Source organism: Dyadobacter soli (assembly GCF_900101885.1).
In the GTDB taxonomy this organism is placed as follows: Bacteria; Bacteroidota; Bacteroidia; order Cytophagales; family Spirosomataceae; genus Dyadobacter; species Dyadobacter soli.
Genome location: NZ_FNAN01000027.1, coordinates 36,313 through 53,037, shown reverse-complemented (window position 1 = coordinate 53,037; position 16,725 = coordinate 36,313). Strand labels below are relative to the sequence as shown.

12 protein-coding genes are annotated in these 16,725 nt (G+C 50.2%); 3 read left to right on the top strand and 9 right to left on the bottom strand.

Annotated elements, in window-relative coordinates:
* Nucleotide 1: 1 nt before the first annotated feature.
* The 9 genes from BLQ88_RS32755 to BLQ88_RS32715 form a co-directional block, all read right to left on the bottom strand.
* Nucleotides 2-1,696 (bottom strand): hypothetical protein, encoded by a 1,695-nt coding sequence (locus tag BLQ88_RS32755; RefSeq protein ID WP_090157244.1) that lies wholly within the window; start codon nucleotides 1,694-1,696, stop codon nucleotides 2-4.
* Nucleotides 1,693-2,613 (bottom strand): transketolase family protein, encoded by a 921-nt coding sequence (locus BLQ88_RS32750; protein WP_090157243.1) that lies wholly within the window; start codon nucleotides 2,611-2,613, stop codon nucleotides 1,693-1,695. Before BLQ88_RS32750 ends, BLQ88_RS32755 begins: the two co-directional genes overlap by 4 nt.
* Before the next feature lie 79 nt (nucleotides 2,614-2,692).
* Nucleotides 2,693-4,687 carry an NAD-dependent epimerase/dehydratase family protein gene (locus tag BLQ88_RS32745; protein WP_090157242.1) on the bottom strand — a complete coding sequence of 665 codons (1,995 nt, stop codon included), beginning with the start codon at nucleotides 4,685-4,687 and terminating at the stop codon, nucleotides 2,693-2,695.
* Nucleotides 4,680-5,507: a transketolase gene (locus BLQ88_RS32740; RefSeq protein WP_090157241.1), complete on the bottom strand. Its 828-nt coding sequence runs from the start codon at nucleotides 5,505-5,507 to the stop codon at nucleotides 4,680-4,682. The genes BLQ88_RS32745 and BLQ88_RS32740 overlap by 8 nt, the downstream gene beginning before the upstream one ends.
* A gap of 117 nt (nucleotides 5,508-5,624) precedes the next feature.
* Complete coding sequence (locus BLQ88_RS32735) at nucleotides 5,625-7,481, bottom strand: glycosyltransferase family 39 protein (protein ID WP_229212965.1); 1,857 nt, start codon at nucleotides 7,479-7,481, stop codon at nucleotides 5,625-5,627.
* A 59-nt stretch (nucleotides 7,482-7,540) separates the two neighbouring features.
* Nucleotides 7,541-9,562 carry an OmpA family protein gene (locus BLQ88_RS32730; RefSeq protein WP_090157240.1) on the bottom strand — a complete coding sequence of 674 codons (2,022 nt, stop codon included), beginning with the start codon at nucleotides 9,560-9,562 and terminating at the stop codon, nucleotides 7,541-7,543.
* A 69-nt stretch (nucleotides 9,563-9,631) separates the two neighbouring features.
* Entirely contained in the window at nucleotides 9,632-10,942 is a 1,311-nt protein-coding gene (locus BLQ88_RS32725; protein ID WP_090157239.1) for an apiosidase-like domain-containing protein, read from the bottom strand.
* Between the two features lie 21 nt (nucleotides 10,943-10,963).
* Nucleotides 10,964-11,611, bottom strand: a complete 648-nt coding sequence (gene rpe / locus BLQ88_RS32720) for a ribulose-phosphate 3-epimerase (protein WP_090157238.1) — start codon at nucleotides 11,609-11,611, stop codon at nucleotides 10,964-10,966.
* A gap of 95 nt (nucleotides 11,612-11,706) precedes the next feature.
* Nucleotides 11,707-12,237 (bottom strand): Uma2 family endonuclease, encoded by a 531-nt coding sequence (locus tag BLQ88_RS32715; protein WP_090157237.1) that lies wholly within the window; start codon nucleotides 12,235-12,237, stop codon nucleotides 11,707-11,709.
* 179 nt (nucleotides 12,238-12,416) lie between these two features.
* On the opposite strand from BLQ88_RS32715, the gene ligA reads away from it, so the two are divergent.
* The 3 genes from ligA to BLQ88_RS32700 all read left to right on the top strand — a co-directional run bounded on the left by ligA (nucleotide 12,417) and on the right by BLQ88_RS32700 (nucleotide 16,681).
* Nucleotides 12,417-14,504: an NAD-dependent DNA ligase LigA gene (gene ligA, locus BLQ88_RS32710; RefSeq protein ID WP_090157236.1), complete on the top strand. Its 2,088-nt coding sequence runs from the start codon at nucleotides 12,417-12,419 to the stop codon at nucleotides 14,502-14,504.
* Between the two features lie 66 nt (nucleotides 14,505-14,570).
* Nucleotides 14,571-15,461 (top strand): 4-hydroxy-tetrahydrodipicolinate synthase, encoded by an 891-nt coding sequence (gene dapA / locus BLQ88_RS32705; RefSeq protein ID WP_090157235.1) that lies wholly within the window; start codon nucleotides 14,571-14,573, stop codon nucleotides 15,459-15,461.
* Between the two features lie 161 nt (nucleotides 15,462-15,622).
* Nucleotides 15,623-16,681 carry an aminotransferase class V-fold PLP-dependent enzyme gene (locus BLQ88_RS32700; RefSeq protein WP_090157234.1) on the top strand — a complete coding sequence of 353 codons (1,059 nt, stop codon included), beginning with the start codon at nucleotides 15,623-15,625 and terminating at the stop codon, nucleotides 16,679-16,681.
* The last annotated feature ends 44 nt before the right edge of the window (nucleotides 16,682-16,725 follow it).

Genomic DNA, 16,725 nt, shown 5'->3' with positions numbered 1-16,725 from the left:
GTTACCAGTTAACTTTCACTTCTTTTTTACGCGATGCTTTGACGGTTACCCGCTGATCTTTGAACAAAATGCCGGTTTCGTTGCCCTGCTGATGGATGAGCGCCACTTTGTAAGTGCCTTTGTCCATTTCCGGGAACGGGATATCGGCGTAGTAGCCGGGGGCAAAGTAATATTGTTTCAGGAACAACTGCTTGCGGCTCGTGTTACGCGTGCGCAGCGCCGGGAAAATGTAATAGCTTTCATCCGAGCTGAGCAGTACGTACACCCCGCTGTCCTGCAACCGCTGGCTGGTGAACGAGGTGTTGTTTATTTTAATGGATGCGGTGTCGGTGGTGAATTTGGTTTTATCGTACAAATCGACCATCCCGCGTGAGCTTCCGGCGTAATTCTGGCGATCGGCAATGGCGATGAGCGGCAGCCATTTGTCGTAAATGACCGGTGTTTTCTGCACGATATTAGCCTCGAATGAGGTGTCCGCCGGGTATTTCAACGACTTGTCCGTGTAGGTCCAGTTGAACTGCGAGGTTACCATTTGCTTTCTCAGGTTATAAGCATCCACCAGATGGTAATGGTAGCTGAACACGTTGAATGTCACCGCCAACGCGACGATCGCAGTGATATAAGGCGAAAGGAAACTGCCACGTATCGGGACCACCACGTAGATGTAGGCGATGATTAGCAACAGCACCGAGTAAATTTTGATTTTACTCGCAATAAGCACATCGAACCCGAAACCCGCGCGGCCGTGAACGACAATCGCCGCTGTGCCGAGGATGAACAGGATCGCGCCCAGGCAGAAGAGATCGGTAGTCCGTTCGAATTTGTGGGAATATTTGTTTCGGACGATTCGGAAAAGTGTTGTGGAAGCAATGGAAACCGCGACCAGAAACAGCACTACACCGAGGAAAATGCAAACTTTCACGTGATCCAGCACGGGAATACATTCCGCAAACGAGCCCAGGAACGCCATGTAGCCTTTCGCGAGCTGCACGATACCGGCTTTCGATTCCGGGTTGTAATCAGGTTTTTTATACCAATAAAAATAACAGAAGATCTCCGCAATGCTGATGATCGTCCACAATGCAAAACGCTTCCGGTTGCCTGCCAGGAAAAGGAGTAATGCACCCAGCGGAAGTACCATCAGGCCATTGCCGCTCGTAAGAACGGTAACCACGCTGAGTAAGATAGCGACGGAAAAAGGGAGTACTTTGGGATTGATAACCAGGTACAAAGTCCAAAGCACGAGCGTTACCACCCCGAAATTCTGCACAGCCGACATGCCCCAATACATATTCTCCCAAAACGCCAGCGTCATCCACAGGAACGGGATGGGTACCAATGCAAAAAGCGGCTTTTTATTCTTTTTCAGCAGGTCATACCAGAGCGGAATGGCGGCCAGGAGCAATACGTTGCCCGCGGTCATCAGGTGCCGGTAGTTGAGGTGCCCGAAAACAGCATAGTCGATCCACGCGAATAGTCGCGTCAGCGCAATGCGGTGCTCGTTGTGCTGCCTGAAAAGTGCCTGGATTTTCCCCTGCCAGTCGCCAGCCTGCGCGTACTCGGCGATGAATTTTTTCAGCGCGTGGTCGTCCCACTTGGGAATATTGATGGCATAGTAATCCCATACCGTGAAATAAATGGCAACGGGTAACAGCAGGATCAGGCTCAGAATAATGGTAAAAGCCTTTTTCGTCATGCCGTGATCATTAGTTGGCTGATGCTCGACAAGATCGAATCCGCGTCGAGGCCGGAAAGTTTCTGGTGGTAGCTCTGGCTGCCGTAGCGGGCATTCGGATAACCTTCCGCCTTGATACTTTTAAATACCGAAGGGAAAATGCCTTTTTCCAGCAATTGCACCGAAAGCTGCTGAGCGAGCCCGCCCGTGCTGATATGCTCTTCGGCGACAAGAAGCGCCGGTGCTTTCCGGATCAATGCGATCAGTTCGTCCGTCAGTTCGAGCGGGAAATGCAGGGCAGTAACTACATTCACTTTTTCAGCGAGCTCCGGGGCGAGCCCCAATGCCGATAATACATTGTTCGCAACCGGTCCCAATGCGAAAACGGTCATTTCTGCATTAGCCGGCTGGTGTATTACTTTGAATGAGCCCGTGAGATAGCTGTTCGCAGGAGTGGTTTTGCCCGCTCCCAGGCGCAGGTACGCGGGGCGCGCGTCCGCGGCAATTTGCTGTACGACCGGTATTACCTCGTCGGCGAAGGCAGGCACCCATACTTGCGCATTCTGCTGACCGCTCAGGCACGCCAGATCTTCGATGCTATGGTGGCTGCTGCCCATGATGCCGTATCCGTAACCGCCACCGTTGCCTACCAGGAATACCGGTAAGTTGTTGAAACATACGTCGTTGCGGAACTGTTCGAGGCAGCGGTACACGATAAATGGTGCAATGCTGTAACAAAATACCTTGTAACCCTTGTGCGCAAAGCCGGCGGCTACACCTACCATATTCTGCTCTGCCACACCCGCATTGATAAACCGCTTGCCCATTTTGGCCTGCAAATTTTCCAATGCGTTATATCCTAAATCGCCTGTGATGAAGATAACGGAGTCGTCTGCTACCGCAAGCTCTTCTATGGCTGTTGAAAATTCTTTTCTCATCGTTAAGTGGGCGCTGCGCCGATTGAATGCTTAACTTAAATGGATTAGTTGCCTAGTCGGTTGATATTACGCAATTTAGCTACTTTCTCAGTTGTTTCACCAATGCGCGGATCTCGTCGGCGGTTTTATAAGCCTTCGGGCCACGGCGTATCCTGGTGCGGATGTACTTCGGCCGCTTCTTCGTTTCCTCGAATATTTTGGTAATGTATTCTCCCAAAAACGAAATGCCGAGGATGGTAAGTCCGCCGAAGAAGACTACCAATATAATGACGGTGCTAAGGCCTCGTGGCGTATCCGGATAGAAAAAGAATTTTGCCAGGATTTGCCAGACAATGCCCAGAATCGAGAGCCCGGTCAATGCAAAACCCGCATAACTCATTAATTCCAACGGAGCAAAACTGAACGAGAAGATCGCCTTTTTGGCCCACCAGATATTCTTCGTCCAGTTGTTGGTCGATACGCCGAACATCCTCTCGGGACGAACATAAGGCACACCGGTTTGTTTGAAACCTACCCACGCACGCAAGCCGCGCAGAAATTGCTCCGTTTCGGGCAAGTCCACCAATTCCTTCACCACTTTCCGGTCGATCATCGAAAAATCGCCGGCGTCACGCGGGATAGGAATGTAACTTAGCCCCTGGAATACCTTATAGAATGATTTATAGAAGAAATGAATATGCGGTTTCATTTCGCGCTGCACGCGTACGCCGTACACGACGTCGTAGCCGTCCATCCATTTTTCATAGAATGCCGGGATAATCTCAGGCGGATCCTGCAAATCGCCGTCCATGAGCACCACGCAGTCGCCGGTAGCGATCTCCATCCCGCTCAGGAATGCAGATTGTGAACCGAAATTTCGCGAATGGCTGATTCCCACTACATTAGGATCTTTGTCGCAAATTGCATTAATCACTTCCTCCTGGTTATCAGGCGAACTGTCGTTCACGAAAATGATCTCGTAGCGTACTTTCAGCTCGTTAAAAGTCTTCACCAGGCGCTCGTACATGAACGGGATCGCCTGCGCGTCCTTGTAACACGCTATGATGGCCGTGATAATCGGGTTAAGCTTCGGATTTTCGAAAGCGGGGATCAGGCGCGTTTCATATTGCACGGCGTCCTGCCATTGACTGTAACGCACCAGCCCGTCTTCCAACGAAGTTCTCGCTTTCCATCCGAAATCGTTTTCGAATGCGGTAGGGTCACCAAACCATTCGGCCAGATCCCATTTGCGGTTCGACATGCTGCCCCATTCCGGCTCTTTGGCAATGTTGAATGCCTTGCGGGTAACTTCCACAAGGTCGCCCATGGTCGTTTTACGACCCGTGGCGATGTTATAAGAGCGCCCGGATTTTTCGTCGTCGATTTTCAATGCCGCGTCCAGGAACGCCTCCACGCAGTCTTCTACAAACACGAAATCACGGCTGATATCGGGTGATACCAGCGACGGGAGTCCTTTTTTACGTGCATTCTCAATCAGGCGGGGGATCAGCCGGTCGGGCTCTTCCCAGTATCCGTAAATAGAGTAGAGGCGCAGGTTGAGCGTTTTCAGCCCCGCTACTTTGGCATAATATTCCAGCAAATAGGCCGCCGACACCTTGGAAACCGCATAATGGCTGTTCGGCTCCACGCGGTCCGTTTCCTTGGGCGAAGTACAGTTGAAACCATATTCCGAACTGCTCCCGGCATGGATGTATACCATCTCCTTCGTGCAGTTTTGCAGGATGTTCACCGTCCCGAGCACGTTCGTCTCGTAGGTCAGGTTTACATTGTTCTGCTTGCTGTACGCACCGTAAGCGGCAAGGTTGAAAATCGTTTGCGGTTTGTACTTTTCAAATACCTCCTTGATCGAATTGTCGGAAAGAATGTCGCAGTGAATGATGTTTTCAAACGGCACATTCAGGAGTTTCAGGCGCCATGCTTTGGTAGCGTCGTGCGTTACCGCGTAGCAATCCTTCCGTATTTTGAATATATCATTGAAGAGATTGGCGCCGATGAAGCCGCTGGCACCGAAAACAAAAACTGGCCCTTTTAATGCCGCTATTTTATCGCGGTAAACCGGTAAATGATCAAGCATTCGTCAATTCATTAAGATAACGTTCCTTTACTTCCAGTGTAGCTTGCTCATACTGGTCTTTATTCATGGGCAGGTAATGCCATTCCAATCTGTTTTCCATGTAAGAAACCCCTTTTCCTTTCACGGTATTGGCGATAATCGCTTTGGGTAACCCGTTCTTATGCTCTTTCAATTCGCTGATCGCCGCGCTGATGGCTTCAATATCGTGACCATCCACTTCGACGGTTTCGAAGCCGATCGCTTTCCATTTTTCAACCGAAGCGGTCTCGCCCAGTACTTTATCGGTGAACCCGAAGCCTTGCAGGCCGTTCTTATCGATGAACATGAAAAGGTTGTCCAGTTGGTTCTGAATGGCGTAATGCGCCGCTTCCCAGGTGGTTCCTTCATTGGTTTCCCCGTCAGACAGCAGCGTGAACGAATAGGTACCATCATCGGCCACCTTTGCCGCGTGCGCAATGCCGGTTGCAATAGGTAATCCGTGGCCCAGGGAGCCGGTGGCAAACGGGATGCCTTTGTACTGCCGCGGTGCCGGGTGGGCGGGCAATGTGGTACCGTCGAGGTAGAAAGTCGCCAGCTCATCGTCTGTGATTTCACCCAGGGTATTCAGGCACGCGTAAAGTGCCGCCGCTGCATGGCCTTTGGAAAGAATGAATGTATCGTCGGCCGATTTTTGGAGAAAAAGGACCGCGATCATCAGATCGATACAGCTGAGCGAGCAACCTATGTGGCCTGCATTGGCCTGGTGGTAAAGGCCCAGGATTTTCAGGCGAAGCTCGCCGCTCAACTGTTTAGGGTCTTTTAATATCTCTGCTGCTGTCATGCCAGATGTTGTATGTCGATGTAAGTAATTGCCTGCAAAATAACGGCCAGATCTTCGGTTTTAAGTCCGCAATATACGAAATGTTATTGGACGGCTCTGTTAAAACAACCTTGCCGCTTACTCAAAACCGTAACGTTTGCCGGTCAGTTTCATGATTTCCAGCGGCTCTGCCTGCCCTTGTTTTTTGATCCAGATCCGCTGGCTTTGGTCCATATCCATGACCTGCACATATTGCGCGTCTTTCGGAAAATAGAGGTTCGTAATCTGGGCATCGTGGATGGAATAGGGCAGGAATGTCCGGTCCATTTCGGAAAGGACTTCATAACGTGGGGCCGGGTAAAAGATCGTATCTCCTGGCTGGTAGCTCGCCTTTATCTTTTGGGCAGCCTCCCAGTAGGGGTTCGGCACTCGTGGAACCGCGAAATAGCCGTATTTCGGCGAGCGGTCCTCATAGAATTCTTTTAGCCTTAATCCCACAAAATAAAGCTGCGCGGCGAGGAACACGAAAATAAGTACCAGGAACTCATGCTTCAAAGTAGCGTAATATTGCAGCAAGAGGCTTAGCAGGATAATCACATACGGGAATGAAAAACCCGAATAGCGCTGCATAATGCCGTAGGTATGCCCGTTTTTGAAGGACATTAGAATGAGGAACAATGTAGGCACGAGCGCCATGATATACAGCAGCAAAAGGCGCGCCCGGTGCTCGCGGGTCGTATTTTTATGTAAATCAGGAATGAATGACAATGCAAACAGGCTGACGCTTAGAATGCTGAATTGCAGCTTATGATTGTTATAAAATAATCCTGCGATAATAATCAGCAAGTACGGAAACCGTGGAGTAAGCCAGGCCGGCGTGTTGATTTTGTCCTTGAAACGATACCACACAATGAGTATCAATGCCGCCAACAATGCTACCGCCACATTCTTTTTACCTCCTAATGCATCGGTAAGACCATTGGTGAAAATGATCAGGTCGGTAAAAATGGGCAGCGATTTGTTAAACACATTCAAAGGTGTTGCCGGTAATATATCGCCGAATACCTTGCCGCCCGTTTCGGCCTGGTACCGGTATCTTTCCGCCTGATGCTGCAAGGATGACAAAGTATAAACGCCACCTCCGAACAGCAGCCACCAGGTTACCCCGGAAAGTGTGAACACCGCCGCAATGGCCATCCGGACCCAGCCTTTGATCGTCCGCAGGAAGAACAATGCATATAGCGCATGTGCCAGCAATACAGCAATCACGAGAAAGTGACTAAGCAATCCCAGGCCGGCTGTGAAAACGTAGCCCACGTAAAGCCAAAGTTTGTTTCCCTTGCCCGGCTTGTCTTCGATAATTTGTAAAAAGAAATAGGTTGCTGCAAGCGTAAGGAAAAACGTGAGCGAATAGTTACGGGCCTGATGGCTGTAAGCGATAAAGAATGGCTCGATGGCTGTAATGCCCGCCGCGATCAACGCAGTATTGACCCCGAAAAACCGCTTTGCGAAAAGATAGGTCAAACCAATGATTAACACGCTGAAAATGACCGAGAAGAATCGTATGGAAAAGTCTGAAAAGCCAAAAATATCGATCCACGGGTGCAATAGCGCATAATAGAACGGACTGTTCCCGATATCGCTCCGCGTCATGGCCTCGTAATAGTCCTGAATGCTTTTAGGTGCCCAAAACTCGGCAGGCGTGAATGCTTTGGGAGTATAAATTTCGTTGGCCGTAAATGTGCGCAATACCTGCTGTTGCGGAAACGCCGGTGTAGTCCAGAAACGCGAATCGGAAAGCTCGCGGGACGCAAATGCCTCTTTCTGATTGGCCCCTTCCAACACAATGCCCTGGCTAACCAGCAATGTGCTCACTTCATCGAAGAAAATACTGTAACGATCGAGGTTATGAAGTCTCAACGCAAGACCTGCAACGAGAATAAGGAGGAGTATGAGCCTTGACCGCAGGGTTTCTTTGGTTTGGATGAGGGACATTATAGCGTTCGCTGATGGACGCCGCGAAAATAAGGAAATTTCCTGTTATAGGATATTTTTTAGATTTTAAGAATCGTAAACTCTACTCTGCGGTTCTTTTGGCGGGTCTGTTCGGTGAGGTTGCTGGCGATCGGGCGCGCTGGTCCCCACGCTTTGGTCTGAATGCGCTTGCCGTCGATGCCTTTGGATAAAAGGTATTTCTTCACCTGCTCCACGCGGTCGGCCGAGAGCTTCACGTTCTTCTGCACTTCGCCCTGGTTGTCGGTATGGCCTTCGAGCAATATTTCCATGGTAGGGTAGGTCTTCATTGTCTCCGCGACTTTGTCGAGCTCGGCAAAAGAAGCCGGGATCACCTCCGCGCTGCTTTGGGAAAACATCGTATTACTCAGCCTGATCTGCTGCCCGGCCTTGATCGGTTGCAGGTAAATGTTCTTCCGGATTGTGCGGAAGCCGGTCTCCGCACTCAGGTCCATATCTTCCGAAACCGGGAAAAAGCCCTCGCCGGAAGCGGTAATGCGGTATATTTCCTTTAATGGAAGGATCAGCCGGTACTCGCCGGTTTCGGGATCGAAATTAGCTGTTGCGAAAGAAGTATTGGAGTTCTTAATGTCGGCGGCAATGTCGGATTTGACCGGTTTATTGGTTTCCGCCTCCAAAACGCTTCCGCTGACCACCGCCACCGGATCAGGCTTGATTTCGGGCGTCATGCGAATGCGGAAAATATCTTCCTGCCCCAAAACTTTGTCGCTGGCGCTGAAATACGCGTAATCTCCCGTTGCGGGAATATTAATGAATGCATCCCAGAGCGGAGAGTTCACCGCCGGACCGAGATTTTCCGGTGTCGACCAGTTGAGCCACGTATCGTCGAGGCGGCGGGTAAGGAAGAGGTCGCCCTCGCCGAAGCCCGGATGGCCTTGTGAGGAGAAATATAAAGTTTTGTTGTCCAGCGCCAGAAACGGTGTCCCTTCGGTATCGGCTGTGTTGATCACATTACCCAGGTTACGCGGCTCCGACCAGGTGTTGTTTTTTTGCAAAAATGAAATGTAGAGATCCTTTCCGCCTTCGGAATCGAGCCCTTCGACGGACATAATCAATACATTTTCAAAGGGGGAAACCGTAATTTCAAGGCTTTTCGCCGATTTTATCAGGTTTGTAATCGGCCACGACCGCGGGAAGCCCCAGCCGGTTTTGGTTTTAAAAGAACGCGAAAACCCGAAGTAAAGGCTGCCGTCGGGACGGTACTCGTTGATGAGGTAAGCAGTTTTTCCGTCGGCCGAAATGCTGGTGATGGCATTATCTCCTGCATTGTTAATGGGCGGGCCGATATTCACCGCATTTGTCCATTGACCCTGGTCATTGAGCGTCGAATACCACACATCCTGATGGCCGGGCGAGCCGGTATTTCCTTCAAAGTTGTTGCGGGTAAAATACAGCGTCTTCCCATCCGGAGCGATAATGGGCGCCACTTCCTGTCCAATGGAGTTGATCGCCTTGCCCATATTCTCCTTTTGCGCTTTCAGCTGCGAAGCCACAAAATTGATTTTCGCTTCCACAGGCACCGCATCCGACGAAATGCCGATCGCGTCGATCTGATTGGCACCCGACACCTTGTCCGGCTGCAACACGATTTTCACCGCATTGGCCTGGATATTCTGTTTGGGAAAAATGTGCAGCATGCGGCCTCTCACAGTTTGCTGGGCTGCCTGCGTCTCCGAAACGAGGTATTCTTTACCGGCCTCATCGTATGCGTACACCCGCACGATCGCGCCGGGGTTGAAGTTCTCGGCAATGGCGATCTGTTTAAGCGGAATGGTTTTCTCAAAACCCACTTTAATCCATTCCTCACTACGCGCGTCGGCATCGGCCGGCGCCCAGGCGCACGGGCTGTCGCCCACATCGGGGAGCTTGTTCGGAATGCCGAGGATTTGTTTGGAACGATAAGCGTGGCCTACCTGCGACGGCCGGTATTCGGAAGAGTAGCCCAAAACCTTGTTGGCCCATAACACCTGCTGGCAGTACGCGGAAAGCGGCATTACCGCCGTAAGAATACCGAAAAAGGTGTTTTTAAATGTCAAGCGCATGGGGTGGTCAGATATCGGCCGGGCTATTCAATATCTGTTAATATATTAATAATACAAAAAAATGTCAATCTACTGCTTTGCGCCGATGAGGAGTATCCAGTCCCATTCCGGTAGCAGTTCGGGCGGCTGCACGATCGCTTCCTCTTCCAGTTTCAAATCCTTTCCGTTCCAACGCTTGCCGGTACGCGGGCTGTACCAAACCGCGCCGAACACACTCCCTTCCAAATGTTTGAGATCCAGGCGCACGGCACGCGAGGTAGGAAGGTAAAGCATGGCCATCTTTTTGTTCGAAAGCGAAACAATGCCGATGTCGGCCTTATCGAGCGAATCGATCAGCAAATCAGGCGTATCCGGCTGCATATACTCCCAGGGAATGCCTTTGAGGATCTTGACCAGCTGGTGAATGTATTCCGCACCGTCTTTGGTAATGTTGACTTTCCAGGTAGGGTTGAAGTTTTTAATCGTGCTCATGTGGCAGAATCCCGCCGCTGAGCTCAGAATGGATTGATACGCCTGGTTGCGAATCATCGTGGATTGATCGGTGAGCTCTTTCGGAAACTCGGAATTGGCGATCAGGAATGGTCTCAATGCGGCCTCGGCCGAGTTTTTCTGCCAGTTAGCCAATGCGGCATATTCGGCGGGCGTTACCGTCGAGTCGGGGATAATGAATTTGAGCTGCGAATGGTTGGGCGAATTGTCGTTCACGCTCGTGGGAGAGCAGGTATTGAGCGACGCTACAATCTGCCCGTCGGATTCCGCCCGGATGCCTTCGGAAATAGCTTTAAACTGCGATGCGCTCTGGTATTCTTCTTCGCTTACGATCCAGATGATGTTGGAATATTTGGCAAAATACTTTCCTACATAAGTGCCGTAGCTTTTCCATGCTTCCTCTTTTTGTGTATCAAAAACCGTGTTCCAGCTCTGCCGCGACACCACAATGCCAACTACAAGGTTCCGCTCCCTGGCTGCGATCACGATCTTTTCGAGGTAATCGAAATAGGGCTTGTTCGGTTTGGTCAGATTATTATTATCGAGAAACGGCGTTACCTTATTGAAATTCCGCTGGTTGGGCAATGCTGGAAGCAAATGCACCAGAAACGTATTGAACGACTGCGATTTGCGAACGTCCATATATTGAACCGCTTCGGTGTAGCTCAGTCGCCGCAGCATTTGCCAGGCCACGTCGGCCACCATCAGAAACGGCGTGCCGTTGTTGTCGGTAATGTGCCTGCCGTTAGGGCTGATTTTCAGCGGAAATTTTGCCGGCGCCTGATCCTCCTTCCGGAATGCAAATCCCATTGAAAGTAAGCAGCCGATCAAAACAACCGCCAGTAACCTGGCGTACAGCGATCTGTCAATCAGCGATTTAGGTATTTTCATTGGTGTCAGCTAAAAAGAATCCTAGCTGTTTCCCAGCTCGGAGATGGTTTGCACCGGGTCGGGCGAAGTAAAAACGAAGCTACCTGCCACCAGGATGTCCACACCTTCGCGCACAAGCCGGGGCGCATTGTTCAGGTTAACGCCGCCGTCGACTTCTATCTTGAAATTATATCCGAATTTTTTACGGTAAGCATCCAGCGTTGCGATTTTCCGGTAGGTGTTTTCAATGAATTTCTGGCCACCGAAACCGGGGTTAACAGACATGATCAGGATCAGCGAAACATCGCCCATAATCTCGCTCAAAACCTCCACCGGCGTGTGCGGGTTAAGCGCTACGCCCGGCTCCGCGCCGAGTTCTTTGATGTGCTGGATCGTGCGGTGTAAATGCGGACAAGCCTCATAATGTACGGTAAGGCCCGCTGCGCCTGCATTGCGGAATGCTTCGAGGTAGCGGTCGGGCTGCTCGATCATCAAATGTACGTCGAGCGGTTTTTGGGCGTATTTATGAATGGCCTCGCAGACCGGAAGTCCGAAAGAGATATTCGGCACGAACATGCCGTCCATGATATCGACGTGAATATAACCTGCGGAACTGCTGTTGATCATTTCGACGTCGCGTTGCAGGTTTGCAAAATCCGCGGCCAGTATAGAAGGGGCAATTTCAGCCATGAAATCAGAATCTAGTAATGATTAATGAGGCCAAAATTAGTGAATTTATGGGCAATGCGGGTAAATCAATGGGTTTGGCGAAGATAAATGAGTGATCAAAAATTAGGCATAACGCGTTTCACTGAAAAGTGTAGGTCCTTAAACATGTTCGATCGTACGATCTCCTCACCATTAAATGACCCAAATAATTCGAATTTACCATCGATAAGAGAGTAGACCTCGATGCAAATCTTTTCACGGAATACAATCCAATATTCGGAGACACCATGTTTTTCATAAATGTCCTTTTTAGTGATTGTATCTGCCTTTTTTGAGCTCGGCGACACGACCTCTACAACAAGATCGGGTACCCCGTCGACCCATTCTTTTCTTATGCCAGCCCTGCTGTTTGAAATAAAAATTAAATCTGGTTGTAGTTCCTGACACTCTTCGGCCAACACGACATCTAGGGGCGCGAAAAAGATATCACCGAGCCTTCGAGGGCCGACGTAAGCGTCGAGCACGCGAAATAAATTGGCTACGATCGCTTGATGAGGTAGTCTCGGGCTAGGCGACATGACTTCCTCCCCATTTATGATCTGTGTTAGATCCGGATTGTACCGGACCGGTGGTTCCAGGGTTTTCATAGGCTTGGCCGTTTTGAACGAAAATACAAAAAAGGTGTGACATACTGAGCGTGTGATCGATAGGTGAATGGCCTATTGATACGTCAGGATATGCGATTGGTAACACATTATTTATCCAATGCCCAAAATTTGAATTAAATCTTAAATTTGGGCCGAATCATCAAGCCGCCGTGACTATTATGAATCCCGAACAACGAATCCAGGAGCTTTCAGAAAAGCTGCATTACTATAATGACCGCTATTACCAGGATAGCGAGTCGGAAATATCGGATTATGACTTTGACCAGCTGCTCAAAGAGTTGCAAGCCCTGGAAAATGAATACCCGCAGTTCAGGCAGGAAGATTCGCCCACGCAGCGGGTCGGTGGAGCAGTTACCAAGACCTTCAATGCAGTGTACCACCGGTATCCGATGCTGTCGCTCGACAATACTTATAACGAGCAGGAGCTGCGCAGTTTCGACGACCGCGTGCGCCGTGGATTGGATGGCGAAGCTTACGAATACATTTGTGAACTGAAATTCGACGGTATTTCCCTCAGTTTTACTTACGAAAACGGCGTTCTCGTACGCGGCGTGACGCGCGGCGACGGTACGCGCGGGGACGAGATCACGAACAACGTCAAAACGATCCGCTCGCTGCCATTGCGGGTGAAAGCCGAGAATCTGCCGCCGGTATTCGAGATCCGCGGGGAGGGCTTTATGCCGATATCTTCCTTTGAGAAACTGAACGAGGAGATGGATACGCTCGGTGAAAATCAGTACGCCAACCCCCGGAATGCGGCTTCGGGCTCGTTCAAGTTGCAGGATTCCGCCGAAACGGCGCGGCGCGGGCTGGATTGCTACTTATATTACTTCTTTGCGGATACGGATGTGTTTCCAAGTCAGGAAGAGAGTTTGAAAGGCATGAAGGCATGGGGATTTAACGTGTCGCCCGGCTGGAAAAAGGTAGCGAATATCGATGAAGCTATCGAGTACATCCGCGAATGGGAGGAAAAACGGGCGCATTTGCCACTGGCAACCGACGGGATTGTGATCAAGGTGAACTCGTTTGCCCAGCAAAGAGAGCTTGGTTTCACTGCAAAAAGTCCGCGGTGGGCGATTTCCTATAAATATAAGGCCGAAAACAAACCGGCAGTGCTTCGTATGGTGACATACCAGGTGGGCCGGACGGGCGCCGTAACACCGGTGGCCAACCTTTGCGACCTTTCGGAGCGTGCATTGCCTTACAACCAGGTGAAGGGCGTGCATTTGTCGGGTACGCGTGTGAAGCGGGCGACGCTGCATAACGCAAACGAGCTGGAAAGGCTTGGTATCCGCCTGAACGACACAGTATTCGTAGAAAAGAGCGGCGAAATTATCCCGAAAATTACCGGCGTGGACGTTTCCCAGCGCGAAAAGTTCGAAACCGAAGCGATCGTTTTCCCGACGCATTGCCCGGAATGCGGCCACGAGTTGCAGCGTAACGAGGGAGAAGTGGCGTTCTTTTGCCCGAACGACAGCCATTGCCCGCCGCAGCTGAAAGGCCGTATCGAGCATTTCATTCACCGCAAGGCAATGAATATCGAAAGTTTGGGTGAAGGAAAAATAGAGCTTCTTTTCGACCTCGACCTCGTGCGTACGCCCGCGGACCTGTACGACCTGAATCACGACAAGCTCCTGGGCCTCGAAAAGAACCTGCTCAATGAGGAAACTGGAAAGGTTAAGAAGATCAGTTTCCGTGAAAAAACGGTAGAGAACATTCTGAAAGGCATTGATTTGTCGAGAACGGTGCCGTTCAAGAATGTGCTTTTTGCATTAGGTATACGCTTTGTAGGGCAGACTGTGGCCGAAAAACTGGCCGCTTATTTCAAATCCATGCGTGCATTGCGGGCGGCTAGTTACGATCAGCTTGTCGCCGTTCCGGAAATCGGCGGGCGTATTGCATTGAGCATCGAATCGTTTTTCAGCGTGCCGGAAAATCAGTTGCTCGTTGAGCGATTGGAACAAGCCGGTTTGCAAATGGAGAGCGACGAGAAGCCTGTCGAAATCGAAAGTGATGTGCTGGATGGCAAAACGTTTGTGATCTCCGGTGTTTTCGAAAACTTCGAACGCGACGAGCTGAAAGAAAAGATAGAGGCAAACGGCGGAAAGGTACTCAGCGGGGTGTCCGGGAAGCTTAATTACCTGCTCGCCGGTGCGAATATGGGGCCTTCCAAACTCGAAAAAGCACGTAAACTGGGTGTTACGATCATCTCCGAGGAAGAATTTTTAGCAATGATTGGAAATTAAGTAAAGAAAATACTCCCGGAAGGCTAACTTTGTGTTTTAAAATTCTAACAATTATATAAGTAAATAATGCCATTGGACCAACGTTTCAAAGGGGTAGGGGCCGCGCTGATCACACCTTTTGATGAACAAAATGAGATTGATTATCCGGGTCTGAAAAGACTGATCGACCTGGTGACGGAAGGTGGTACGGACTACCTGGTAGTACAAGGAACAACCGGCGAGTCGCCAACAGTTACTTCTAAGGAAAAGCGTGATATCCTGGCATTTACAATCAAAAATAACTCCAAGAAGCTGCCGATCGTTTATGGTATCGGAAGCAATAATACCCAGGAAGTACTGAATACCATTAAGGACACCGACTTTACGGGTGTGGACGCAATACTTTCTGTTTGTCCTTACTACAACAAGCCGACTCAGGAAGGCATTATCGCGCATTTCACAGCTATTGCGGACGCTTCGCCGGTTCCGGTCCTTTTGTACAATGTACCCGGCCGTACGGTAATCAATATGAAAGCGGATACAATCGTGAAACTGGCGGCGCATCGGAATATCATCGGTATCAAGGACGCCGGCGGCAGCCTTGAACAAAGTATGGAACTCGCCGCGCGCGCTCCGGAAGATTTTCTGCTGCTTTCGGGTGATGATAACCTCGTTACCACCATGGTAAGCGTCGGCTGGCATGGCGTTATTTCGGTGATTGCCAATGCATTCCCGAAAGAATTCCGTGCATTGACCTGGGCGGCATTAGAAGGTCGTTTCAAAGACGCTGCCAAGCTGCAACTCGCATTCCTCGAATTCGATACGTTGCTTTATATCGAATCGAACCCGGTAGGGATCAAGAAATGCCTCGAAATCAAAGGTATTTGCAGTTCCGACGTGCGTTTGCCGTTGCTGAAAGCTTCGAAAGAACTGGGCGAGAAGTTGGAAAAAGCGATGGTTCGCGAAGGATTTATGTGATTCGAAATGAGTCAGGAGTAGTCAGGAATGGTCAAGTGTTGTCATGAGTAGTCAGAGTTTCTGATTGACATTCGGACTTCAAAATAATATTTCAGGCATCACAGGTTTGGGGATTTAATTCCGGCCTGTGATGTTTTTGTTTAAACCAAAAATGAAATGCTATGATCACGTTTTACCCTGGGCCTAGTAAGGTTTATCCACAGGTCGAACAATATATTGCAGAAGCGTTTGCGAGCGGGCTGATCAGTTCCAACCACCGCAGCAAGGGCTTTATGCAGCTGCTGGAACAAACGATCGCCGATTTGAAGGTGAAACTGGACGTTCCGGCGGGCTATGAAGTCTATTTCGTGTCGTCGGCCACGGAATGCTGGGAGATCATCGCCCAATCGCTGCTGATCGATTCGAGCCTGCATATTTACAATGGCGCATTCGGCGAGAAATGGATGGAATACACCCACCGCATTTCACACCGCGCCAGCGATGCGGCTTTCGGGCTGAATGAAACGCTGCTCATGGATCGTTCCGCCGTGTTTTCGCGAAACGAGCTGATTTGCGTGACCTACAACGAAACCTCGAATGGTACCAAAGTGCCCGGGGATTTTCTGCTCGACATTCGTAAGAAAGTCGATAACCTGATTGCCGTGGATGCTACTTCGGCGATGGCGGGCGTGACTTTACCCTGGGAAAATGCCGATATATGGTATGCTTCGGTGCAGAAATGCTTCGGATTGCCGGCGGGCCTCGCGGTGATGATTGTGTCTCCAAAAGCCGTCGAGCGGGCGATACGGATAGGCGAGCGGAAGCATTATAACAGCCTGTTGTTCATCAGAGATAACTTTTTGAACTTTCAAACCCCTTTTACCCCCAACATTCTCGGCATTTATCTGCTTGGGAAAGTAATGCAGCAGGTGCCGCCCATCGAGGAGGTGGATAAGCAGACGCGCCAGCGGGCCCACGACTGGTATGCATTCCTTTTGGAAAACGGCTATGAGCTTGTGGTGGAAAATACGGCGGTGCGTTCGGACACCGTGATCGCCGTCCGTGCGGAAAAAGAAAGGATTGCATTTCTTAAAACCGCGGCGCAAAAGGAGGGCATTACGCTCGGTAATGGCTATGGGAAAGAGAAGGAAACAAGCTTCCGTATCGCCAATTTTCCGGCGATCAGCGACGAGGAAATAGCGCTATTGAAAGCGTTTTTGGTGAAAATGGCGCCTAATTGACGGAATGAGTAGTAAATGGCCTTCCTTGTATTTTTAACTAAAAA

What these genes read in the sequence shown, in the direction of transcription:
- BLQ88_RS32755 (WP_090157244.1), bottom strand. Translation starts at nt 1,696, where the DNA reads ATGACGAAAAAGGCTTTTACCATTATTCTGAGCCTGATCCTGCTGTTA.
- BLQ88_RS32750 (WP_090157243.1), bottom strand. Translation starts at nt 2,613, where the DNA reads ATGAGAAAAGAATTTTCAACAGCCATAGAAGAGCTTGCGGTAGCAGAC.
- BLQ88_RS32745 (WP_090157242.1), bottom strand. Translation starts at nt 4,687, where the DNA reads ATGCTTGATCATTTACCGGTTTACCGCGATAAAATAGCGGCATTAAAA.
- BLQ88_RS32740 (WP_090157241.1), bottom strand. Translation starts at nt 5,507, where the DNA reads ATGACAGCAGCAGAGATATTAAAAGACCCTAAACAGTTGAGCGGCGAG.
- BLQ88_RS32735 (WP_229212965.1), bottom strand. Translation starts at nt 7,481, where the DNA reads ATGTCCCTCATCCAAACCAAAGAAACCCTGCGGTCAAGGCTCATACTC.
- BLQ88_RS32730 (WP_090157240.1), bottom strand. Translation starts at nt 9,562, where the DNA reads ATGCGCTTGACATTTAAAAACACCTTTTTCGGTATTCTTACGGCGGTA.
- BLQ88_RS32725 (WP_090157239.1), bottom strand. Translation starts at nt 10,942, where the DNA reads ATGAAAATACCTAAATCGCTGATTGACAGATCGCTGTACGCCAGGTTA.
- rpe (WP_090157238.1), bottom strand. Translation starts at nt 11,611, where the DNA reads ATGGCTGAAATTGCCCCTTCTATACTGGCCGCGGATTTTGCAAACCTG.
- BLQ88_RS32715 (WP_090157237.1), bottom strand. Translation starts at nt 12,237, where the DNA reads ATGAAAACCCTGGAACCACCGGTCCGGTACAATCCGGATCTAACACAG.
- ligA (WP_090157236.1), top strand. Translation starts at nt 12,417, where the DNA reads ATGAATCCCGAACAACGAATCCAGGAGCTTTCAGAAAAGCTGCATTAC.
- dapA (WP_090157235.1), top strand. Translation starts at nt 14,571, where the DNA reads ATGCCATTGGACCAACGTTTCAAAGGGGTAGGGGCCGCGCTGATCACA.
- BLQ88_RS32700 (WP_090157234.1), top strand. Translation starts at nt 15,623, where the DNA reads ATGATCACGTTTTACCCTGGGCCTAGTAAGGTTTATCCACAGGTCGAA.